This window comes from Streptomyces sp. H39-C1, from assembly GCF_027158125.1.
GTDB classification, from domain to species: Bacteria; Actinomycetota; Actinomycetes; order Streptomycetales; family Streptomycetaceae; genus Actinacidiphila; species Actinacidiphila fildesensis.
In genome coordinates, this window is sequence record NZ_JAPVLS010000005.1 from 1 (window position 1) to 22,193 (window position 22,193).

Annotated in this window: 16 protein-coding genes; 6 read left to right on the top strand and 10 right to left on the bottom strand. The window is 71.2% G+C overall.

Annotated features, from left to right (window positions below):
* Positions 1–217 precede the first annotated feature (217 nt).
* Positions 218–1,777 (bottom strand): CehA/McbA family metallohydrolase, encoded by a 1,560-nt coding sequence (locus O3W51_RS04880; protein ID WP_138353583.1) that lies wholly within the window; start codon positions 1,775–1,777, stop codon positions 218–220.
* A gap of 164 nt (positions 1,778–1,941) precedes the next feature.
* Here O3W51_RS04880 and O3W51_RS04885 point away from each other — a divergent pair, with 164 nt between their 5' ends.
* The 3 genes from O3W51_RS04885 (at position 1,942) to O3W51_RS04895 (ending at position 6,817) form a co-directional block, all read left to right on the top strand.
* Positions 1,942–2,766, top strand: a complete 825-nt coding sequence (locus O3W51_RS04885) for a TIGR03619 family F420-dependent LLM class oxidoreductase (protein WP_198357773.1) — start codon at positions 1,942–1,944, stop codon at positions 2,764–2,766.
* Positions 2,767–2,878: 112 nt separating this feature from the next.
* Positions 2,879–5,473: a bifunctional FO biosynthesis protein CofGH gene (locus O3W51_RS04890; RefSeq protein WP_138353585.1), complete on the top strand. Its 2,595-nt coding sequence runs from the start codon at positions 2,879–2,881 to the stop codon at positions 5,471–5,473.
* A 240-nt stretch (positions 5,474–5,713) separates the two neighbouring features.
* Positions 5,714–6,817 (top strand): ADP-ribosylglycohydrolase family protein, encoded by a 1,104-nt coding sequence (locus O3W51_RS04895; RefSeq protein WP_138353586.1) that lies wholly within the window; start codon positions 5,714–5,716, stop codon positions 6,815–6,817.
* Positions 6,818–6,864: 47 nt separating this feature from the next.
* Here O3W51_RS04895 and O3W51_RS04900 read toward each other — a convergent pair whose 3' ends face one another.
* From O3W51_RS04900 to O3W51_RS04910, 3 genes are all read right to left on the bottom strand, one after another.
* Positions 6,865–8,445: a sodium:solute symporter family protein gene (locus tag O3W51_RS04900; RefSeq protein ID WP_138353587.1), complete on the bottom strand. Its 1,581-nt coding sequence runs from the start codon at positions 8,443–8,445 to the stop codon at positions 6,865–6,867.
* A 387-nt stretch (positions 8,446–8,832) separates the two neighbouring features.
* A complete protein-coding gene (locus O3W51_RS04905; RefSeq protein ID WP_138353588.1) occupies positions 8,833–9,615 on the bottom strand; it encodes an SDR family oxidoreductase in 783 nt (260 codons plus the stop codon).
* 267 nt (positions 9,616–9,882) lie between these two features.
* Positions 9,883–11,124, bottom strand: a complete 1,242-nt coding sequence (locus tag O3W51_RS04910) for an aminotransferase-like domain-containing protein (RefSeq protein ID WP_232485312.1) — start codon at positions 11,122–11,124, stop codon at positions 9,883–9,885.
* 173 nt (positions 11,125–11,297) lie between these two features.
* On the opposite strand from O3W51_RS04910, the gene O3W51_RS04915 reads away from it, so the two are divergent.
* The gene (locus tag O3W51_RS04915; protein WP_138353590.1) at positions 11,298–12,137 is read left to right on the top strand and encodes a hypothetical protein; all 840 of its coding nucleotides are present in this window, start codon (positions 11,298–11,300) and stop codon (positions 12,135–12,137) included.
* 112 nt (positions 12,138–12,249) lie between these two features.
* Here O3W51_RS04915 and O3W51_RS04920 read toward each other — a convergent pair whose 3' ends face one another.
* From O3W51_RS04920 to O3W51_RS04930, 3 genes are all read right to left on the bottom strand, one after another.
* A complete protein-coding gene (locus O3W51_RS04920) occupies positions 12,250–12,459 on the bottom strand; it encodes a DUF397 domain-containing protein (RefSeq protein WP_138353591.1) in 210 nt (69 codons plus the stop codon).
* Positions 12,460–12,667: 208 nt separating this feature from the next.
* Positions 12,668–13,525: a helix-turn-helix domain-containing protein gene (locus O3W51_RS04925; protein ID WP_138353592.1), complete on the bottom strand. Its 858-nt coding sequence runs from the start codon at positions 13,523–13,525 to the stop codon at positions 12,668–12,670.
* A 391-nt stretch (positions 13,526–13,916) separates the two neighbouring features.
* The gene (locus tag O3W51_RS04930; protein WP_138353593.1) at positions 13,917–14,630 is read right to left on the bottom strand and encodes a GOLPH3/VPS74 family protein; all 714 of its coding nucleotides are present in this window, start codon (positions 14,628–14,630) and stop codon (positions 13,917–13,919) included.
* A 260-nt stretch (positions 14,631–14,890) separates the two neighbouring features.
* Between O3W51_RS04930 and O3W51_RS04935 the strand changes: the two genes are divergently transcribed.
* On the top strand, positions 14,891–17,302 hold the full coding sequence (locus tag O3W51_RS04935) for a D-alanyl-D-alanine carboxypeptidase family protein (protein WP_269284083.1): 2,412 nt from the start codon (positions 14,891–14,893) through the stop codon (positions 17,300–17,302).
* Here the strand turns inward: O3W51_RS04935 and O3W51_RS04940 are convergent.
* The gene (locus tag O3W51_RS04940) at positions 17,286–17,975 is read right to left on the bottom strand and encodes a rhomboid-like protein (RefSeq protein ID WP_198358479.1); all 690 of its coding nucleotides are present in this window, start codon (positions 17,973–17,975) and stop codon (positions 17,286–17,288) included. The two genes, O3W51_RS04935 and O3W51_RS04940, sit on opposite strands and share 17 nt — an antisense overlap.
* A 105-nt stretch (positions 17,976–18,080) precedes the next feature.
* Positions 18,081–19,304, bottom strand: coding sequence for a winged helix DNA-binding domain-containing protein (locus O3W51_RS04945; protein WP_198358478.1), 1,224 nt, complete (start codon positions 19,302–19,304; stop codon positions 18,081–18,083).
* 148 nt (positions 19,305–19,452) lie between these two features.
* Here O3W51_RS04945 and O3W51_RS04950 point away from each other — a divergent pair, with 148 nt between their 5' ends.
* On the top strand, positions 19,453–19,866 hold the full coding sequence (locus O3W51_RS04950) for an SsgA family sporulation/cell division regulator (RefSeq protein WP_138359345.1): 414 nt from the start codon (positions 19,453–19,455) through the stop codon (positions 19,864–19,866).
* 36 nt (positions 19,867–19,902) lie between these two features.
* Here O3W51_RS04950 and O3W51_RS04955 read toward each other — a convergent pair whose 3' ends face one another.
* Positions 19,903–22,149 carry a heavy metal translocating P-type ATPase gene (locus tag O3W51_RS04955; RefSeq protein ID WP_187145297.1) on the bottom strand — a complete coding sequence of 749 codons (2,247 nt, stop codon included), beginning with the start codon at positions 22,147–22,149 and terminating at the stop codon, positions 19,903–19,905.
* Positions 22,150–22,193 lie beyond the last annotated feature (44 nt).

A 22,193-nucleotide genomic window follows, 5' to 3' on the forward strand; every position in this document is an offset into this window, starting at 1 on the left:
GGCGGTGGCGCACCCGCCCCCGCACCCGCGGACGTGAAGGGGCGGGGGACGGACCCGATGCACGTGTATCGGCACCCGCATCAGTGCGCCGGTTGTGACGTGAGGGGGACGGGGCCGCAGGGGGAGGGGTCCGAAATGCTGCCGTGTATTTGTGGGCCGCCAGGCCCGTAAATATACGATTTCGGACCCCTCCCCCGGAGGGCCCGGCCCCCGACCCCTACCGAACGTCCAGCCACATCGGATTCGTCAGCGCAGCAACCGCCCCCGGAAGCCCACTCACCCCACCGTCAGTAACCGGATGCCGCACCTCCGCCCGGACGTACGCCGCCAGCGACGCCGTCGTCCGCCACTCAACGGAACCCGCCCCGGAGGGAGCAAGCTGCGTGGCGAACATCTGGCCCTCGTCCGTCATCAACCGCACCTGCGCCCCGAACACCCCGCCCCCAACCGGCACCCCCGGCACCCCCGACACCTCCAGCCGCACCGTCACGACGTCCTCCGCCCCCACCACCAGCCGCTCCCCGATCCCCGCATGCTCCCCATGCGGCCCGGTGGCCGTGAAAGCGAGCTGGACGTCGGACGACTCCGCGAGCCAGCTGCGCCCCGCGCGGATTCCCGCGAGCAGAGCCGCACGGTCAAGGCCGTCCGCGAGGACGACCGTCTGGGGGAGGCCCACGACCTGCGGCTCGCGGTGGGCGTCCGAGTTGCCCATGGCGGGGATCCAGTGACCGTCGCCGCGGGTGGACGCCGTGAGGAGGTTGTCCCAGGTGTTGAGGGAGAGCTCGTCGTCGGGGCCCCAGGGGCCGTTCCAGACCTCGATGGCGTCCGCCTGGTCGTAGCCGAACTTCCACTGGCTGGCGGGGAAGATCCCGTACGGATGGGCCGGCACCACCAGGCCGCCCGCCCCGCGGATCTTGCGCGCGAACCGCGCGTACGCGTCGTCGCGGGCGCGGTAGCGCCAGTCGAACCAGACGCCGGGGTCCGTGCCGATGGCCAGGTAGTGGCCGTTGCGGGTGGTGATCTCCTCGCCGGTGAGGACGAGCAGGTCGTCGCCGGCGAGCGGCCCGTAGACGGAGTGCGCGGACGTGGTGTTGTGCTCGCTGGTGTTGATGAAGTCGAGTCCGGCGGCGCGCGCGGCGGCGGTGACCTCGGCCGGGGTGCGCTGCCCGTCGGAGTGGACGGTGTGCAGATGGCAGTCGCCGCGGTACCAGGCGCGGCCGCGCCCCTTGGCGTGCTGCGGCGGGTAGGTGGGCGCCGGGGTGGTGCCCCGCGGGCCGTAGCGCAGGGTGATGGTGACGGAGTAGTCCAGCCCCTGTGGGGCGACGGTGTACGGCCCGAGGACGACGTTCCAGGTGCCGGGAGAGACCGGTCCCGCGAGATACCCCGGCGTGGCCTGCTCGGCGCTGATCGTGAATGCGGTGCGGGCGCCGCCGGACCAGCCGCGGAAGCCCTTGCCGCCGAGCGCGGTGCCGTGCTGGTCGAAGATGCCGATGTCGCAGGCGTTGCCGACGGTTCCGACGGGCACGGCCGGCCGGTCGTAGGTGTACGAGACGGCGATCTCACGGACGCCGTGCGGCACGTTCACGGGCAGGTAGACGAAGTCCGCCACACCCGTGGGCAGATGCCCGGTGACGGTACGGGTCTCCTCGGCCGCGGGGGCGCTGTCCTGCGCACCCGCGCCCGCGGGCTCGGCTCCAGCGAAGCTCACAGGAGCCAGCGTAAACACTCCGGTGGCTCCCGCGAGCGCTGTGAACTTGAGAACTTCGCGTCGTTCCATCCGTCGTGCCTCCTGGGCGAGAGGGGTGGGAGGTTCCGCAGCGAACTGTTCTACTCCGGAGCGTCGGAGGCCGGAACGGCGAGCGGCCGGCGGATGACCGGATCGCATGCAAACGCACACGTAGCTGAACGAAGTTCGACTCCACCCTCAACCGGAGGTTGCCCGTGCGGATCAACACCACGATCTTCCTGACCGACGAGACCATCGGCCCCGTGCGCCTCGCCGAGGAACTGGAGCAGCGCGGGTTCGCCGGGCTGTTCCTGCCGGAGCACACGCACATTCCGGTGGCCAGGACCACGCCGGCGCCGATGGGGGAGCCGCTGCCGCGCGAGTACGGGCGGACGCTCGACCCGTTCACCGCGCTCGCGGCCGCCGCGGCGGTCACCCGGCGGATCGCGCTGGGGACCGCCATCACGCTGGTCGCGCAGCACGATCCGATCGTGCTGGCGAAGCAGATCGCGACGCTCGACCACCTCTCGGGCGGGCGGTTCACGCTCGGGGTGGGTTTCGGCTGGAACGTGGAGGAGGCGGCGGACCACGGAGTGGAGTGGGCGCGCCGGCGCGATCTCGTACGGGACCGGATGCGGGTGATGCGGGCGCTGTGGGCGCCCGAGCCGACGGCGTACGCGGGGGAGTTCGCGTCGGTGGCGGCGAGCCAGGCCCATCCGAAGCCGGTGGGTCCGCTGCGGACGCTGGTCGGCGGGGCCGCCGGGCCGAAACTGTTCGGACACATCGCGGACTACGCGGACGGCTGGATGCCGATCGGGGGCGGCGGCCTCGCCGACGCGCTGCCGCGGCTGCGGGAGGTATGGGACGGGGCGGGCCGCGGACCGGGCGGGCCGCAGATCGTTCCGTCGGCGGTGCGCCCGACCGAGGGAAAGCTCGCGCACTTCGGTGAGCTGGGCATCGAGGAGTGCGTGGTCCAGCTGCCACCGGCCGGCGAGGACGAGGTGCTGCGCGTGCTGGACGACTACGCGCGGTTCCTGTGACCCGCGCCGTACGACCACGCGCGGTCCCTGCGACCCACACCGCCCCCCGGGTGGCCAACGCCATAGCAAATGCCATGACCCCGCGTGCCGGGCAGCGACCTATGCTCGGGAGATGACCATGAGCCTGTCCCGCCCCGAGGAGCCGACCCCCACTACCAACGGCATGCGGCGCGCGCTGAAGCGTGCCCGCGACGGAGTCGCGCTGGACACCGCCGAGGCGGCGGTGCTGCTGCAGGCACGTGGTGACGACCTGGTGGACCTGTCCGCGACCGCGGCCCGGGTGCGTGACGCGGGCCTGGAGACGGCCGGCCGTCCCGGGGTGATCACGTACTCGCGGAAGGTCTTCATCCCGCTGACCCGGCTGTGCCGTGACAAGTGCCATTACTGCACCTTCGTGACGGTGCCCGGCAAGCTGCGCCGCGAGGGGCACGGGATGTACCTGTCTCCCGACGAGGTCCTCGACATCGCGCGCAAGGGCGCGGAAATGGGCTGCAAGGAGGCCCTGTTCACGCTCGGGGACCGTCCGGAGGAGCGCTGGCCCGAGGCGCGGGAGTGGCTGGACGCGCACGGGTACGACGACACGCTCGCGTATGTGCGCGCGATGGCGATCCGGGTGCTGGAGGAGACTGGACTGCTGCCGCACCTGAACCCCGGCGTTCTGTCGTGGCAGGACCTGCAGCGTCTCAAGCCGGTCGCGCCGTCGATGGGCATGATGCTGGAGACGACGGCGACCCGGCTCTGGTCCGAGCCCGGCGGCCCGCACTACGGCTCGCCCGACAAGGACCCGGCCGTACGGCTGCGGGTCCTCGAGGACGCCGGCCGCTCCAACGTCCCGTTCACCACCGGCATTCTGATCGGGATCGGGGAGACATACGCGGAGCGCGCCGAATCACTGTTCGCGATACGGAAGATCGCCCGCCAGTACCACGGCATCCAGGAAGTGATCATCCAGAACTTCCGCGCCAAGCCGGACACGGCGATGCGCGGCATGCCGGACGCGGAGCTGGAGGAGCTGGCGGCGGCGATCGCGGTCGCCCGGCTGCTCCTCGGCCCGGCGGCCCGCGTCCAGGCGCCGCCGAACCTGGTGGACGGGGAGTACGCGCGATTCATCGACGCGGGGATCGACGACTGGGGCGGGGTGTCCCCGCTGACCCCCGACCACGTCAACCCCGAGCGCCCGTGGCCGAACATCGACGAGCTGGCCGAGAGGACCGCCGCCGCCGGGTTCACGCTGCGCGAGCGGCTCACGATCTACCCCGAGTTCATCCAGCGCGGCGAGCCGTGGCTCGACCCGCGGCTGCTGCCGCACGTCCGGGCCCTCGCGGACCCCGAAACGGCGCTGGCGGACGAGGACGCGAAGCCCGTCGGGCTGCTCTGGCAGGAGCCGGACGAGGCGTTCACGGCCACCGGCCGCACCGACCTGCACGCGACGATCGACACCACCGGGCGCACCGGCGACCGCAGGGACGACTTCGACGACGTGTACGGCGACTGGGAGTCGCTGCGCGAGCAGGCGGCGCCCGGCATGGTGCCGGACCGCGTCGACGGGGACGTACGGTCCGCGCTCGCGACGGCCGCGGACGATCCGACGAAGCTCACCGACGAGCAGGCGCTCGCGCTGCTGCACGCGGACGGCCCGGCGCTGGACGCGCTGTGCCGGATCGCGGACGACGTGCGGCGCGACACGGTCGGCGACGAGGTCACGTACATCGTCACCAGGAACATCAACTTCACCAACGTCTGCTACACCGGCTGCCGGTTCTGCGCCTTCGCGCAGCGCCGCACCGACGCGGACGCGTACACGCTGTCCCTGTCGCAGGTCGCCGACCGCGCCGAGCAGGCGTGGGAGGTCGGCGCGACCGAGGTGTGCATGCAGGGCGGTATCCACCCGGACCTGCCGGGCACCGCGTACTTCGACATCGCGCGGGCGGTGAAGGAGCGCGTGCCGGGCATGCACGTGCACGCCTTCTCGCCGATGGAGGTCGCCAACGGGGCGACGCGTACGGGCATGTCGATCCGCGACTGGCTGGCGGCGGCCCAGGAGGCCGGGCTCGACTCGATCCCCGGCACGGCCGCCGAGATCCTGGACGACGAGGTGCGCTGGGTCCTCACCAAGGGCAAGCTGCCGACGGCGACGTGGGTGGAGGTCGTGAAGGCCGCGCACTCGCTGGGCCTGCGCTCGTCCTCCACGATGATGTACGGGCATGTGGACCAGCCGCACCACTGGCTGGGCCATCTGCGGCTGCTCGCCGAGATCCAGCAGGAGACCGGCGGCTTCACGGAGTTCGTGACGCTGCCCTTCATCCACACCAACGCGCCCGTCTACCTGGCCGGTATCGCCCGCCCCGGCCCGACGCTGCGGGACAACCGGGCGGTCACGGCGATGGCCCGGCTGCTGCTGCACACCCATATTCCCAACATCCAGACGAGTTGGGTCAAGCTGGGCGCGGAGGGCGCGGCGGAGATGCTGCGCTCCGGGGCGAACGACCTGGGCGGCACGTTGATGGAGGAGACCATCTCCCGGATGGCCGGCTCCAGTTACGGCTCCTACCGGTCGATCCAGGACCTGGTCGCCATCGCGGAATCGGCCGGCCGGCCGGCCCGTCAGCGCACCACCCTGTACGGCGAGGTCTCCGCGGAGCGCCAGGCGGCGGGCCTCGCCTCCGACGGCCATCTGCCGGAGTTGCTGCCGGTGCTCGACGCGTAGGGGACGGCGGTGGAGGGGACGGCGGTGGAGGGGCCGGCGGTGGAGGGGACGGCGGTGGAGGGGACGGACGGCATCCGTGATGGGGGCGGACGGCGTACGGACAGGGGGCGTGCGACGGGCCGTGGGGGCGTGCGACGAGCCCTGGCCGGTGCACCCCCTGTGCCGTCGGGGACACGGGACGTGAGCGGCAATGTCGACTATCGTGCTGCGACTGACAGCTGCTGACCGAAGGGGCTCGCTTTGACGGCGGTTTGGGGACGGGCGCAGCAGCAGGATTTCCGCAGCCGCGTACGCGGCTGCCTGCTCGGCGGGGCGATCGGCGACGCGCTGGGCGCGGGCATCGAGTTCGACTCGCTGAAGGCGATCCGGGCGGAGCACGGCCCGGACGGCGTCACGGACTTCGTGCCGGCGTTCGGCCGCCGGGGCACGGTCACCGACGACACCCAGATGACCCTTTTCACCACGGAAGGCTTGATACGGGCCCAGGTGCGGCGCGACAGCGGCGCCTGGCATCCGCCCACCGACGTGCACCGCGCCTATCTGCGCTGGGCGGCCACCCAGAGCGACTGGGGGCCCGACGAGCGCCGCAAGGACACCGGCTGGCTGGCGCGCGAGGAGTGGCTGTACGCGCGCCGCGCGCCCGGCCGGGCGTGCCTGAACGGGCTCGGAGACGACCGGATGGGCACCGTCGAGCATCCGAAGAACCCCGACTCCAAGGGCTGTGGCACGGTGATGCGCTCGGCGCCGTTCGGGCTGCTGGTCGGCTGGGAGCCGGGGCTGGTGTTCCAGCTCGCGGTCGAGTGCGCGGCGCAGACCCACGGCCACCCCACCGGGCAGCTGGCCGCGGGTGCGTTCGCCGTCATCGTGCACGGGCTGGCGCGCGGCGACGCGCTCGACGGCGCCGTGCAGCACGCGCTGGCGCTGCTCGGCTCGCGCCCCGACCACCAGGAGACCACGGACGCCCTGCAGCGGGCGCTGGGCGCCGTCCGGCAGGGGATGCCGTCACCGGAGCGCGTGGAGTCGCTGGGGGAGGGCTGGACGGCGGAGGAGGCGCTGGCGATCGGCGTGTACTGCGCGCTCGTCGCCGAGGACGTCCGGCACGGCCTGCTGCTGGCGGTGAACCACGGCGGGGACAGCGACTCGACCGGTTCGGTCTGCGGCAACCTGCTGGGCGCGCAGCACGGCGAGACGGCGCTGCCGCCGTCGTGGATAGCGGAGCTGGAGGGGCGCGGCACGATCCTGCAGCTCGCCGACGACTTCGCGATGGAGATGACACAGGCCCCGGCGCTGCACGGCCCGGCCGGGTCGTCACCGTCCTGGCTGGAGCGCTACCCGAACGCGTAAGGACCGGTCCCCTGGAGGACCGGCCCTTACGTTTCGTAGCCGCCGCCTCAGTCGTTGGCGGGGACCGCCGCCGTGTCCTGCGGCTTGGCCGGCTCCGGGACGGCCGCGGCCGCGGCGGAACCGCTGTCGCCGCCACCGTCCGTGTTGATCTTCTCCAGCAGCGCGTCCCGCTCCGGGGTGTCCTCCGGCTTGATGAAGCCGATGACGATGTACAGGACGAGCGAGACGGCGAGCGGTACCGAGATCTGGTACTCCAGGTTCACCCCGCCGTCGATCGCGTCATTGACCGGGTAGTTGAGCAGGTAGAACGCCAGGAGACCCATCGCCCAGCTGGTGAGCGCGGCGGTCGGCCCGGACTTACGGAACGGTCGCAGCAGGCCGAGCATGAAGGGGATGGCGATCGGCCCCATCAGTCCCGCCACCCACTTGATGACGATGGTGATGATGTCCTTGAAGGTGGGCGAGTTGACCTGGGTGGCGATCGCCATGGACAGGCCGAGGAAGGCGAGCGTGGTGAGCCGCGCGGCGATCAGTCCGGCGCGCTGGGTCCAGGCCCGTGCCGTCTTGGAGAACGCCGGGGCGATGTCGCGCGTGACGACGGCCGCGATGGCGTTGGCGTCGGAGGAGCACATGGCCATGGTGTGCGAGAAGAAGCCGACGACGACCAGTCCCAGCAGTCCGTGCGGCAGCAGTTGCTCGACCATCAGGCCGTACGAGTCCGACCCGTCGGGCTTCTTGGCGGTCACCAGCAGCGGGGAGACCCACATCGGGAAGAAGAGCACCAGCGGCCAGATGAACCACAGGGCGGCGGAGAGCCGGGCCGAGCGGACGGCCTCCTTGGCGTTGGCGGTGGCCATGTAGCGCTGGGCCTGGTTCCACATGCCGCCGTTGTACTCGAAGGTCTTGATGAACAGATACGCCAGCAGGAAGATCAGCGTGTACGGCCCCGCGGTGCCGCTGGTGTGCCCCTGCAGCTTCGGGTCGTCCCAGACGTTCCAGATCCCGCTGATGCCGCCGATCTTGCTGAGGGCGGCCACCAGCATGGCGAGACCGGCCAGCAGCTGGATGACGAACTGCCCCAGTTCGGTGAGCGCGTCGGCCCACAGACCGCCGACGGTGCAGTAGACGGCGGTGATCGCGCCGGTGATGACGATGCCCTGGGTGATCGTGACGCCGGTGAACACCGACAGCAGGGTCGCGATGGCCGCCCACTTGGCGCCCACGTCGACGATCTTCAGCAGCACACCGGACCAGGCGAGCGCCTGCTGGGTGGTGAGGTTGTACCGGTTCTTGAGGTATTCGAGCGGCGAGGCGACATGCAGCCGGGAGCGCAGCCGGCTGATCCGGGGCGCGAACAGGTTGGCGCCGATGGCGATCCCGATCGCGATCGGGAAGGACCAGGTGACGTAGGACGTCACCCCGTACTTGTAGGCGATGCCCGCGTATCCGGTGAACATCACCGCGCTGTAACCGGACATGTGGTGCGAGATGCCCGCCAGCCACCAGGGCATCTTGCCGCCGGCGGTGAAGTAGTCGCCGACATCGTCGATGCGCTTGTGCGACCAGACTCCGATCGCGATCATCACGCCGAAGTAGGCGATGAGTACGGCCCAGTCGAGATTGTTCATGTCCCCTCCAGGGGGTCCGCCTTGTGAACGTGAAACGCACTTCGCTGTGACGTTCGCTGCGGCGGGTGCCCCCGTGCGGGAGTGGGGACTTCCGGGATTGAACCCCCTGTCAGGGAGGTCGGTCAAGGGTCTCCGCGTTCAAGAGTCTGAACAGAAATCAGAAAGCCGAACGATTTTACTCGTTCTTGACCTTCCTTGGCATTGTCGTGACCGTGACCGCGAACACACGATGAGCGGGCACTTCGCTGGACGTCCTGCGGGGCATGACGAAGTACCGCGCGGGAACGGGATCCCGCGCGGTAGAGAGAGGAGGGGGCCGGTCGCGCCGATTGCCGCTGCGTGTCCGCCGCGTCCTGGAGGGACGCCGGGCCGCGTTGCCGCCGAGTGCTACCGCATCAGCTCGCCGGCGTTCACCAGCAGCGACTGCCCGGTGATCGCACGAGCCCGGTCGGAGGCCAGGAAGACCGCGGCCTCCGCCACGTCCCCGTCCGTCGCCAGCTCCGGGAGCGCCATCCGCTCGGTGAGCCGGCCCAGCACCTCGTCCTCGGACACGCCTTCGGTGTGTGCCGAGAACTGGACGAACGCCTGCACCGGCGGGCCCCACATCCAGCCGGGCAGCACCGTGTTCACCCGGATCCGGTACGGGCCCAGCTCGCGCGCCACCGAGTACATGGCCGACGTCAGAGCGCCCTTGGACGCCGCGTACGCCGCCTGCCGCACCTGCGAGGGCGCCGCCACCGCGGACTGCGTCCCGATGATCACCACCGAACCGCCGTGCGCCTTCAGCGCCGGCAGGCACGCCTTGGTGAGCCGCAGGGTGCCGAGCAGATTGACGTCCAGGACCCGCTGCCACGAGGCGAAGTCCGCGTCCTCCAGACCGCCGAAGTAGCCGTCCATGGCGGCGACATGCACAACCGCGTCGATCCCGCCGAACCGCTCGACCGCCAGCGCCGCGAGCGCCTCGCACTGGTCGCCTTCGGCGATGTCGGTGGAGAGCCACGCCACCTTCGACCCTTCGGGGTCGATCTCCTCCGCCACTTTCGCGAGCTGCGCCTCGGTCCGCGCCCCGAGCACCACGTTCGCGCCGTCGCGCGCGGCGGTGACGGCCACGCGCTGCCCGAGCCCGGCGCCGACCCCGGATACGACCACGGTCTTTCCTGACAGCAACATGCGTGCCTCCGGCGCGGTTCCAGTTCTGACCCGAGCAGTTCTGACGGATCGTCAGGTTAGGGCCATGTCGACCAGAACGCCACCCCCGCGCCGGGCGGGTGCCGGTGCCAGGGTCCTCCGGGGCGGGGCTTCGACATCGACTGTTTACGGTCCCCCAACCTTCGGCCGGGGGCGCCCCCAGCCGGCTCACAAATAGCTCGGCAGCATTTCGAGTAACCCCTCCCCCCAACCTCCGGCCGGGGGTGCCCCCGGCCGGCCCCGGTCACCTCACGTTCGGACGGGTCGGCGCACCGTAGGTGCCGACGTTGCGGTCAGGGAATTGGCGAGGCGCCGCAGGCCCTCCGTGATCTCGGTGGGGGTGTGCGTCGTGAAGGACATGCGCAGGGTGGCCGGGTCGCCGGGGCCGGCGTAGAAGGGGGCACCGGGGACGTACGCGACATCGTGCGCGACGGCGACCGGCAGCAGGGCGGTGGCGTCGAAGCCGTCCGGCAGCCGGACCCACAGGAACATCCCGCCGTCGGGCCGGTTCCAGGCGCTGCCCGCCGGGAGCGCGGCCGGCAGGCCGGCCAGCAGGGCGTCGCGCCGCAGGCGGTACGCGCCGCGCACGCGGTGGAGATGGGCGTCGAGGTCGCGGTCGGCGAGATAGCGCGCCGCCGCGGCCTGGTCGACGGTGGACGAGTGCAGGTCCGCGGCCTGCTTGGCGATGACGCAGGCACGCCGCAGCGCCTCCGGCGCCCGCAGCCAGCCGAGCCGCATGCCCGGCGCCATGATCTTGGAGAACGAGCCCAGCAGGACGGTACGGTCGGCGGCCGCCTCCAGGGAGGCGATCCACGGCACGGGCTCCCCGTCGAACCGCAGCTCGCCGTACGGGTCGTCCTCGACGATCCACAGCCCGTGCCGTGCGGCGACCTCGGCGACCGCCTGCCGGCGGGCGAGCGGGAGCGTACGCCCGGTGGGGTTCTGGAAGTTCGGGATCAGGTAGAGCAGTTTCGGCCGCTCGCGGACGACGAGTTCCTCCAGTGCGGCGGGATCGATCCCGTCCTCGTCGGACGGCACCGGCAGCACCCGCGCCCCCGTGAAGCCGAAGCACTGCAGCGCGGCCAGATAGGTGGGGTCCTCGACGAGGACGGTGTCGCCCGGCTCCAGCAGCGCGGTGGCGAGGAGCGCCAGGCCCTGCTGGGAGCCGGCGGTGACGAGCAGGTCGTCCGCGTCGGTCGGGAGCCCGCGCGCCCCGAGCCGGGCGGCGACGGCGCCGCGCAGCGCCGGGTCGCCCTCGGTGGTGGAGTACTGGAGCACGCGCTGGGGCGCCTCGGCGAGCACTTGGTCGTAGGCGGCGCGGATCCCCTCGGCGTCGAAGAGCTCGGGGGCCGGCAGTCCGCCCGCGAAGGAGATCACTTCGGGGCGCGCGGTGAGCGCGAGGATCTCGCGTACCGGCGACGCGCCGACCGAAGCGGCGCGGGCGGCCAGGGCGGGGACGTCGGCTCGGTTCGCTCGATGCATTCGCGTCATGCGCGCAGCCTACGAATAATCGGTGGCGTGTCCACCTATTTGACCAACATACGAAACAGGAGCACGGTTCGCGACGGCGTGCCGCTCGGCAGGCAAGCCCGCGCGGCCGGATCCGTCGCGCGGTCGCGACCGACCCCTCCCCATCTGACGTATCGTCAGCTACACCTGTAGGCATGACAGATGAGACGCGCAGCGAGGTGTACGCGGAGCTGGCCTCCGTCGGGCCGTACGGGGTGCGGGTCGGGCACGCCCTGATCACCATGGTGGAACCCCTGCCGGGCCATGAGTACGCCTACAACAGGTGGTACGAGGACGATCACTTCATCGCGGGCGCGATGGCCATGCCCTGGATGTACGCCGGGCGCCGCTGGGTCGCCACCCGCGATCTGCAGCTGCTCCGCTACCCGGAGAAGTCCGCCGTCGCCCAGCCCGTCACCGCGGGCTGCTACATCTCCACCTACTGGGTCACCGCCGGCCGCTACGACGACCACATGAAGTGGACCGTCGGCATCAACAAGCGCCTCAACCGGGACGGCCGGGTCTACCAGGACCGCACCCATGTCTTCACGGCCTTCCAGGACCACTCCGCCACCGTCTACCGCGACGGCGCCGCCGGCCCCCGGGACTTCCACGCGCTCGACCACCCTTACGCCGGGCTGGTCGTGGAGGTCATCGACGCCGAATCGGCCGAGCAGCGCGAGGAACTGCTGGAGTGGCTGCGCTCCCGGCACCTGCCCAAGCGCCTCGCGGGCTCACCGGCCGCGATGGTGACGATCTTCAAGCCGACGCCGCTGCCCGGCGACAGGATGACGTACGTGAAGCAGGTCGAGGGGGTCGACACCCGTCTGACGCTGCTCTGGTTCCTGCAACAGGATCCCCGCGAGGCGTGGGACGCCCATTTCACCGGCCTGGACGACGAGGTCGCCGCCTCCGGCCTGGGCCGCGTCGAGCTGGTAGCGCCCTTCGTCCCCACCGTCCCCGGCACGGACACCTACGTGGACCGGCTCCGCTAGCGGAGCCGGGTGCGGGCCTCTCACGGCCCGCAGTGGGCCCTCTCGGCCAGGACGGCGGGCCGGACGAGAGGGCTCTTCGGCACTGCTGATCGGTTCTGCTGCTCCCACCGGGTCAGTCGAGGTCGTACGAACCCCGGCCGACGTCGGTGACGAAGGCTGCCCAGGACTCCGGCGAGAAGTCGAGGGTCGGACCGTAGGGATCCTTGGAGTCACGGACGGCGACAGCGCTGAGGGTGGGTGAGGCCACCTCCACGCATGCGCCGTTCCCCTGAGAACGCGAGGACTTGGTCCACGCCTTGGTGTTGCCCAGCTGAATTGCCATGATCGCTCCGAGCTTTTCTGGTTGTGCAGCTCTGACGCGACTGAAGCTACTCGCCAACATCACCCACCGCAGGGTCTATTCACTCGACCGGATGGCATATTCCATGTGACTCTTCCGTATTGAGCCGACGGGGGTGTACTCTCCCGCCTTTCCCAGTCCAGGGTGGGTTGGAGAGCTGTGTTGACGGTTCGCCGACCCTCAACTCGCCTCAGCGCGCGTATTCCTTCGCGGCGTCCGCGATGAACTGACGGCTCGCTTCGGCACTCAGTGCCTGTGCACGGAGATGCTCGTACATCACGCTGTATCCGTGGACATCGACCGGCTTCTCCAGATACAGGTCGGAGGTCACGCCTTCGATGTACACCACACTGGAATCGGTCGCGTCCGGGAATTCGAGAATCGCGAAGTTTCCCGACATGCCGGGGTGTGCGCCGGCTTCGTACGGGAGTACCTGAACGGTGACGTGCGCCTGTGAGCCCATCTGCACGAGGTACTCGAGCTGTTCGCGCATGACGTCCTTGCTGCCGACCACCCGGCGCAGCGCGGATTCGTCCATGACGACCCAGAACCGCAGCGGAGAGGCCGGGTCGGTGATCCGCTCCTGGCGCCGCAGCCGGATGTCGATGCGCTTGTCGACCTGCTCGGGGGTGGCCTCGGGCAGCGTGCCCTCGATGACCGCCTCGGCGTAGTTGCGGGTCTGCAGAAGGCCCGGAACTACGAGCGAGTCGTACACCCGGAGTGATTCCGCTTCGGTCTCCAGGCCGATGTAGACGCTGTACGGCACATCGCCGAACGCGTGCCACCAGCCCTGCTGACGGGATTCCTTCGCCATGTGCATGAGGGAATCGACGATTCTCTGGTCCTCGACGCCGTACACGCCGCACAGGTCGCGGACATCGCGCTGGCTGATGCTGCGGCGGCCGTTCTCCAGCCTGCTGATCTTGGACTGCGAGACCAGCAGCCGGGCCGCCACCTCCTCCGCGGTCATCCCCTTGGTCTCGCGGAGTTTGCGCAACTCCGATCCAAGTCGGCGTCGCCTGACGGTGGGATTAACGTTGGCCGCCACGGGTGGTGCACCTCCGGCTCCGGACTACTTCTCGTACTTCTTCTCTGCCGCACTTGTGACGCTTTTCCTACCGCGTGCGTACTGCTGGTCAGCAGCCTGCCACTACCGGTCATCACCGCGCTGGCGATTGGTCGTACGAACTGCGCAAACGCAACGCGCGGGGTGGGGGACCGGCGTTGACCGGTGCCCCACCCCGCGCGTCGTAGCGGCTCCCTGGATTTCCCCGGGCCCGAGGGCCGGGGGAGGGTCGCTGAGGACGGCGGGCCTTCGGTGTCCGGTCCCTGCCGCCGGACACCGTGCCCTTGCCTGCCGTCCCTGCTGTCTGCGTGCTGCTCATCTGCCGGGTACCGCGAACTGCGAACTTCGCCCCGCGCACTGCTCCGGGGCGCCGCTATCGCGCTCCGGCCCGGGCCATGCTGTTGTGCCCGGCCGACCCCACCGCCGCGGGCCGTCCCTGCACGGGAGCCCGCTTCGGCTGTGCCGCGGCGCCGTTCTGCACGTCCATGACGGCGTGCGCGACGAGACCGCCCATCGGGTCGTATCTGATCAGGTCCCGCAGGCGCGATCGCGATGACCGGCCCTCGTTCCCCGGATACAGGTGCTTGCCGAGGCCCACCGCGTGGGCGAGGGCAGCGAGAGCCGCGGTCCGCGGGTCCGGCGGGACGCCGGTGCGGATCGCGTTGTCGAGCCGGGCTCTGATGTCCCGGCTGACCTCGCTGTCGCTCGCCTGGTAGCGAGTCGTCGGCAGCACCCCGCACATCTGTCCCGCTACGGCATGCACCATGCCGCACCGCTCCAGATGCGCGAGATACGTCTGGCGCAGCCCCAGGCGGGGCCCGCCGATCCAGTGGACAGCGCGAACCGGACTGCCACGACGGCGCAGCAGCTCGAGCGCGGAGTCCAGTGTCGGATCTCCTGTCGGCCGTGGGTGTACCACGGCGATACGATCCCCATCAGGGGCTATCCGTCCAGCCAGGGCCAGCTCGACGAGCTGTGCCCCGGCGAGGCCGAGGTCGAGCGACTGCGGCTGCGCTGTGGTCCCGGTCGTCGGGTCCAGAGCGAGCAGCAACAGCTCTTCCGGAATCGTTCTGCGGCTCTTGCCCATCCATGCCTCCCCGCGTGGATGAATGACAGGGTGACGCCTCTCACATTCATCTGTCGAGAGCGCCTGGAGTGTTCGGGATGGAACCGACTGGTATGTCGTTCTCGTCTAGGGGGTGAGCGGTGGTGTCGCAGACGGGCCGCGAATGGTTCCGGCGGGTCTGTTAGGGGCTTCCAGGCCGGGAACTGGAAACTGGTGGAGTGAGATGGGGCGTCGTGCGTCGTGCACGGGACCGCCCCTCGCGATGTGTGGAGGAGGTCTGCGTGGCGGGCGAGTCCCCCGGCAGGGAGCAGCAGCAGGAGTCGTCGGGGGTGGCGGCCGACAAGAAGGCGCTTGATCCGAGGCTGACGGTGTTCCGTGGGCCGAATGTGGTGCCTGAAGCCGTGCGCGAGGAGCACGGCGGCCTGTCCGACGACCCGGGCTCCGGCACGGACCCCCGTCCTGAAGATCACCCGGTGTCCTCCGGGACCACCGGCGGGGCCGGTGGCGAGGACGCGGACAGCGGCCGCGGGAGCCTGCCGCGCCAGTCGGGCGCGTCTGCATCCGGCACGGGTCCGGATACGCCGGACGACGTACCCGGCCCGGACGACGCCATCGCGGAACCTACGGTCCCCGAGGACGCGCACGACGGGACGGATGACGCAGCGCCTGCCGATGCGCCCGTCTCTCCGGCCGTGGACGCTCCCGAGAATTCGCTTGCGGAACCGGAGCCGGCGGCCGACGAGCCTGTTGACGAGTCCGTCGAGGAGCCCGTCGGCGAGGCGGCCGACGAGCCCGAGGACGCAAGGCCGGTGGGTGCTGAGGACGCGTCCGAAGCGTCCGAAGCGTTCGACGCACCCCGAGCGCCTGCCACGCCCGAGGACGAGACCCCGGACGAGCCGGCGGCCGAGCCCGAGGACGAGCCCCGGGACGAGCCGGCGGCCGAGCCCGAGGACGAGCCCCGGGATGCTTCCGCGGAGGCGCCGGCGGAAGAACCGGTGGAAGAACCGGCGCAGGAGCCGGTGGCCGAGCCGGTCCACGCGCCCGCCGCCGAGCCTGCCGACCGCAGGCCGGAGTGGAAAGCCGCCAGGAGCGCCCCGGCGGACGTGCCGGCCGCCCCGCGCACGGAATCCCCCGCGGAGCCCCCGCGGGTCTCACAGGAGCAGTCAGCGTCGCCGTACGCCCTCGCATGGCCGGAGGTGGAGCGTCCGGTGCGCCCGGCCGCCCCTGCAGCCGCCGTCCCGGCAGCCCCGTCCGCCCCCGCTGCCCCATCGACCCCTTCGGCCCCGGCGCCGGCGCCGAAGCCGTCCGCGTTCGGCCAGGCTCCCGACGCGCAGCCCGACGCGCAGCCCGACGCGCAGCCCGAGGCCGGCCCGCAGGGCACCCGGCAGATGCCGTTGCCGCCGGCGCCCGCGCAGCCGCTGAAGCTGCTGGCGGAGCTGACGAACACTCCGCCGCCGCCCCAGACGAAGCTGCGGACGGTGGTCAGGCGGTTCAAGATCTGGACGCCGCTGGTGGTGCTGCTGCTGATCGCCGTCGCGGTCGCGCAGTCGCTCCGTCCGCTGCCGGCCCCGGCGCTGACGCTGACCTCGGCGTCCTCGTACACCTTCCAGGGCGGTCCGCTGTCGCTGCCGTGGCCCGTGATGGGCCAGTCGGTCGTCGAGGTCGAAGGCGTCGGGAACATGGGTGTGCGCGGCGCGCAGACCCCGGTGCCGATCGCGAGCGTCACGAAGGTGATGACCGCGTACCTGATCCTCCGCGACCACCCGCTCAAGGGGAAGGAGACCGGCCCGAAGATCAAGATCGACCAGACCGCCGCGGACGAGGCGGCGTCGGTCGACGAGTCCAGGGTGCTGGTCAAGCTCGGCCAGGAGTTCACCGAGCGGCAGATGCTGGAGCTGCTGCTGATTCCGTCCGGCAACAACATCGCCCGCGCGCTGGCCCGCTGGGACTCCGGCACGCAGGAAGCTTTCGTCGTCAAGATGCAGAAGGCCGCCGCCGACCTGGGCATGAAGAACACCACGTACACCGGGGCGAGCGGGTTCGAGGAGACGACGAAGAGCACGGCGGTCGACCAGCTGATGCTGGCGCGGACGGTCATGAAGAACGAGGTCTTCCGCTCCGTGGTGGCCATGGAGAACGCCGACATCCCCGGCGTGTCCAGGATCTACAACAACAACGGGCTGCTGACGGACACCCCGGGCGTCATCGGCATCAAGACCGGCTCCAGCACCCCGGCGGCCGGCGCCCTGATGTGGGCGGCGCAGAAGACCATCGACGGCAAGCCGCGGCTGATCCTCGGTGTGGTGCTGCAGCAGCGCAAGGGATCGACGCCCAACGACATGCTGAAGTACGCCCTGTCCACCAGCGACACGCTGGTCAGGGGCGCGCGCGCCGCGCTCGCCTCGGCCGTGGTGGTGAAGAAGGGCGACGTCGTCGGCTATGTGGACGACGGTCTCGGCGGGAAGACCCCGGTGGTCGCCACCAAGGATCTGACGGCGATCGGCTGGTCGGGCCTGAAGTCCGATCTGAAGCTGGCGGCCGGCACGTCCGGCGTTCCGCACTCGGCGAAGGCCGGGACCGAGGTCGGCACGCTGAGCCTCGGCAGCGGTACGGGCGAGACCAAGGTGCCGGTGGCACTGCAGTCGGACCTCAAGGAGCCGTCCTTCGGGGACAAGCTCATCCGTCTCGGCTGATCAGCCGGACGGCACGGGAGAAGACGGCGGCCGGGTCCAGGCGACCCGGCCGCCCTCGTGTCAGCGGGTAGCAGGCGAAGCCGAGCAGCACGGCGGTGAAGTGGCCGACGTCGGTGAACGTGCGGCCGTGGACCAGGGCGAGACCGTAGAAGCCCAGGACGCAGAAGCCGTAGAAGAACCGCCAGCGGAGGACGAGGAAGTACGTCAGGACGGCCTCGACGACCGCCAGGCCGTAGCTCACGCCCACGTCCAGGGTGTCGACCGAGGTCTGGGGCGCCCGGCCGTGGTGGATCGCCCAGAGCAGCACGCCCTCGCTGATGTACGTCGCCACGACATGGCCGATGAGGACGACGGTCAGCCAGCGCAGGGTGCCGAGCCAGCGCTCGGCGGTGGCGTGGAAGACGGTGTAGAGGAACGCGTAGAACAGCCAGCCGCCGCCGCTGATCCACAGCGCGCTCCGGATCAGCGCCCTGACCGGTTCCTCCGACAGGTTGTGCAGGTTCGTCGACCGCTCGCCGAGCAGCTCGTCCAGCTGGGAGGGCGAGACATGGCGCATGACGACGGTCGTCACGAACAGGATGGCCAGCCAGATGTAGGTGCCGGGGGCGCTCCGGATGTAGGACCGTACGGCGCGCAGGAGCGACGTGAGGCGCGACCGCCAGGAAGTGTCCACGCTCGGATTGTGCTCGGAATGTGTCCGATAAGTGGCTTCTGATGACTCCCGGCGCGCCCCGGACGGCAGCAAGGCACCGGGCCACGCATGGCCCCCGCGGTCCGCTCAGGCCGACAGTTCCCGCTCCAGCGGCGTACGGAACCGCGGGGTGACCCGGACGTCCCCCAGCCAGTCGCCGAGCCGCGCCGCCTCGGCCTCGATCGCCGCCACCGCCTCCTTGCCGGGCCCCTTGCCCGAGCTCTTCCCCGCGCCCTTTCCCGACCCCTTTCCGGGGCCGGGCAGCAGCCGCCACACGATCTCCCCGTCCGGGCGCTGCGCCCATCCGCCGACGACCTGCCCGTCCCACCACACCGTCGGTCCGACGTTCCCGGTCTTGTCGAAGAGCGCGGGCCGGTGTTCGTCCGGCAGGAACCAGCCCCGCTGCTGCCAGCCCATCGGCGTCGGGTCGAGACCCGGCAGCAGGGCGGCCCACGGCGCGGCGGCCGGCGCGGGTTCCACATCGCCGGGGAGTACGTAGCCGGTGCCCTCGTCCAGCGCGACCTGCTGGGCGCCGACCGCGGCCAGTGCCTTGCGCACGTCCGTCAGCGTCCAACCCGTCCACCACTTGAGGTCGGCCTCGGTGCCGGGGCCGTACGCCGCCAGCCAGTCACGGGCCAGCGCGGCCTTCGCCTCGGCGGCGGGCGGTTCGGAGAGCGGCTCGGCCACCGTCCACCGGAACTGACTGCTCGTCCACGACCCCACCGGTCTGCGCCGGGTGATCCTGCCCTCCGCCGCGAGCACCCGGATGATGCGGCTCGCCACGTTCTGCCGGGTCTCGTACGGTTTTCCGGCCGCGATGACCACCTGCTCGCGCAGCCGCGGTTCGTACCCGCCCAGCTGCGCGGCGGTCGACTCGCCGTGCACCGCCAGCGCGGCGACCACGGCCTCCTCGACCTCCGACAGCCAGGCGCCGTCCCAGCCGCCGCCCTCCGCGAGGTGCTTGAGCAACCCGGCCCGTTCCTTCACGGCGATCGCGCGGGACGCCGCCGCGTACACCACCGGTGCGGAGTCCAGAGTGACGACGAACATCGTCCGCCGCATCGCCAGCAGCCGCACCAGCGAACCGTCCTCGTACAGCGCCCGTTCCACATCCGTGAAGCCGGGCTCGGTGAGCCGGGCCGCCGTGGAGAGATAGACCGTCGCCGCGTCCGTCGCGTGCAGCGCCACCAGCGACCGGGTGACCTGCTCCGCGGACTTCGCGCGCAGCCCCGGCGCCAGGCGATGCCGCACCCCCAGCCGCGCCCGCCGCTCGTCCCCGCCGATCCGCCGCACCGCCCCGTCGCCCGTCATGTCCCCATGCTCACACGCACCTCTGACAGCGGCCCCGAGCGGCACGTGGCGCACATCACAGCGATCGGGACCGAAGTCACGTAATCCCCGGCCCGATTTCCCTGTCTTGGAGAGGAGTGGACACTACCCAGCGGGAGAGGGACACCTCATGCTGACCGTCATCGACCAGACCCTCCGGGCCCGGCTCTGCGCGTCCCCGGCCGGGGACCGCGTCATCGCCGCGACTCTGATCTACCAGTGCGACGACCCGCTGGCCGCGCGGATGTCGTTCCCGGCATCGGCGACGCTCGACGGCCTGGACGTCACCTGGACGTTCGCCCGCGATCTGCTGGCGGCCGGGCTCCGGATGCCGTCGGGCGAGGGCGACGTGCACGTCTGGCCCTGCGGGAAGCGGCGGACGATGATCGAACTCTCCTCGCCGGAGGGCATCGCCCTGCTCCAGCTCGACACCGAGGACGTCCAGGACTTCCTCACCCGCTCGTACACGGCCGTCCCGCCCGGCGACGAGCTCCGCCACATCGACCTGGAAGCCGACCTGGCGGCGCTCCTCGCGGACGAGTAGGCGCGCTGGATCAGGCCTTGAGGTCAGGCCTTGAGGTCAGGCCTTGAAGCTGCGCAGGCGCAGGCTGTTGCCGACGACGAAGACGGACGAGAAGGCCATGGCGGCGCCCGCGATCATCGGGTTGAGCAGCCCGGCCGCGGCGAGCGGCAGGGCGGCCACGTTGTAGCCGAAGGCCCAGAAGAGATTCACCTTGATCGTGCCGAGGGTCCGGCGCGACAGCCGGATGGCGTCGGCCGCGACCCGCAGGTCGCCCCGTACGAGGGTCAGATCGCCCGCCTCGATGGCGGCGTCGGTCCCGGTGCCCATCGCCAGGCCCAGATCGGCCTGGGCGAGCGCGGCGGCGTCGTTCACGCCGTCGCCGACCATCGCGACGGAACGGCCTTCGGCCTGCAGCCGCTTGATGACGGCCAGTTTGTCCTCGGGCATGACCTCGGCGATGACATCGTCGGCGGCGATCCCGACCTCCTCGGCCACCGCCCGCGCCACCGCCTCGTTGTCGCCGGTCAGCAGCATCGGGGTGAGGCCGAGGGCGCGCAGCCGCGTCACGGCCTCCGCGCTCGTCGGCTTGACGGCGTCGGCGACGACGAGGATCCCGCGGGCCGCCCCGTCCCAGCCGACGGCCACCGCCGTACGGCCCTTGGCCTCGGCCGCGGCCTTCGCGGCCACCAGGTCCGCGGGCAGGAACGCGGTCCACTCGGTCAGCAGCTTCTCGCGGCCGACCAGCACCGCGTGTCCTTCGACGACGCCCTGCACCCCGAGCCCCGGGACGTTGGCGAAGTCCTCGGGCACCGGCAGCGGGCCGCCCGTGCGCTCCTCGGCGGCCGTCGCGACGGCCCGGGCGATGGGGTGCTCGGAGGCGTGCTCCAGGGCGCCGGCCAGCCGCAGCACGGTCTTCTCGTCCTCGCCCTCGGCGACGTGCACCTCGGTGAGCGTCATGACGCCGGTGGTCACCGTGCCGGTCTTGTCGAGGACGATGGTGTCCACCGCGCGGGTGGACTCCAGGACCTCCGGGCCCTTGATGAGGATGCCGAGCTGGGCGCCGCGTCCGGTACCGACCATGAGGGCGGTGGGCGTCGCCAGTCCCAGCGCGCACGGGCAGGCGATGATCAGTACGGCGACGGCGGCGGTGAAGGCCGCGGAGGCGCCCTCGCCCACGCCGAGCCAGTAGCCGAGGGTCGCGACGGCGAGCGCGATCACGACGGGCACGAAGACCGCCGAGATCCGGTCGGCCAGCCGCTGCACGGCGGCCTTGCCGTTCTGCGCGTCCTCGACGAGCCGTGCCATCCGGGCGAGTTGGGTGTCGGCGCCGACCCGGGTGGCTTCGACCACGATCCGGCCGCCCGCGTTCACCGTGGCGCCGGTGACACCGTCGCCGGGGGCGACCTCCACCGGTACGGACTCGCCCGTCAGCATGGAGGCGTCGACGGCGGAGTTGCCCTCGCGGACGGTGCCGTCGGTGGCGATCTTCTCGCCGGGGCGGACGACGAACCGATCACCGACCGTCAGCTCGCCGGTGGGGACGCGCACTTCGCGTCCGTCCCGCAGTACGGCGACGTCCTTGGCCCCCAGCTGCAGCAGCGCCGTGAGCGCCGCTCCGGCCTTCCGCTTGGAGCGGGCCTCGAAGTACCGGCCGGCCAGGATGAACGCGGTCACCCCGGCGGCGGCCTCCAGGTAGATGTTGCCGCTGCCGTCACCGCGGGAGATCGTGAACTCGAAGGGGTGCTTCATCCCGGTCATGCCGGCCGTGCCGAAGAAGAGCGCCCACAGCGACCAGCCGAACGCGGCGAGCGTGCCCACCGAGATCAGCGTGTCCATGGTCGCGGCACCGTGCCGCAGATTCGTCCAGGCGGCCCGGTGGAACGGCCAGGCCGCGTACACGACGACGGGCGCGGTGAGCGTGAGCGAGAGCCACTGCCAGTTGTCGAACTGCAGCGCCGGCACCATCGCCATCGCGATCACCGGCACGGCCAGCACGACCGCGGTGAGCAGCCGCTGCCGCAAAGACGTGAGCTCGTCGGGCGCGGACTGCTCGGGACCGGATCCGGCGGAAGCGGGAGGGGCGGGCAGCACGGCGCTGTAGCCGGTCGCCTCGACGGTGGCGATGAGGTCGTCCACGGCGACGCCGCCGTCAAAGCTGACCTTGGCCTTCTCGGTCGCGTAGTTGACGGTCGCGGTGACGCCGTCCATCCGGTTGAGCTTCTTCTCGATGCGTGCCGCGCAGGAGGCGCAGGTCATGCCACCGATCTCCAGCTCCACCTGTCGGCCGGCAGCCGCCGTGGTCATCGCCACTTCACTCCACTCCTTCGATCAGGGCCGGTCCTTCGAAC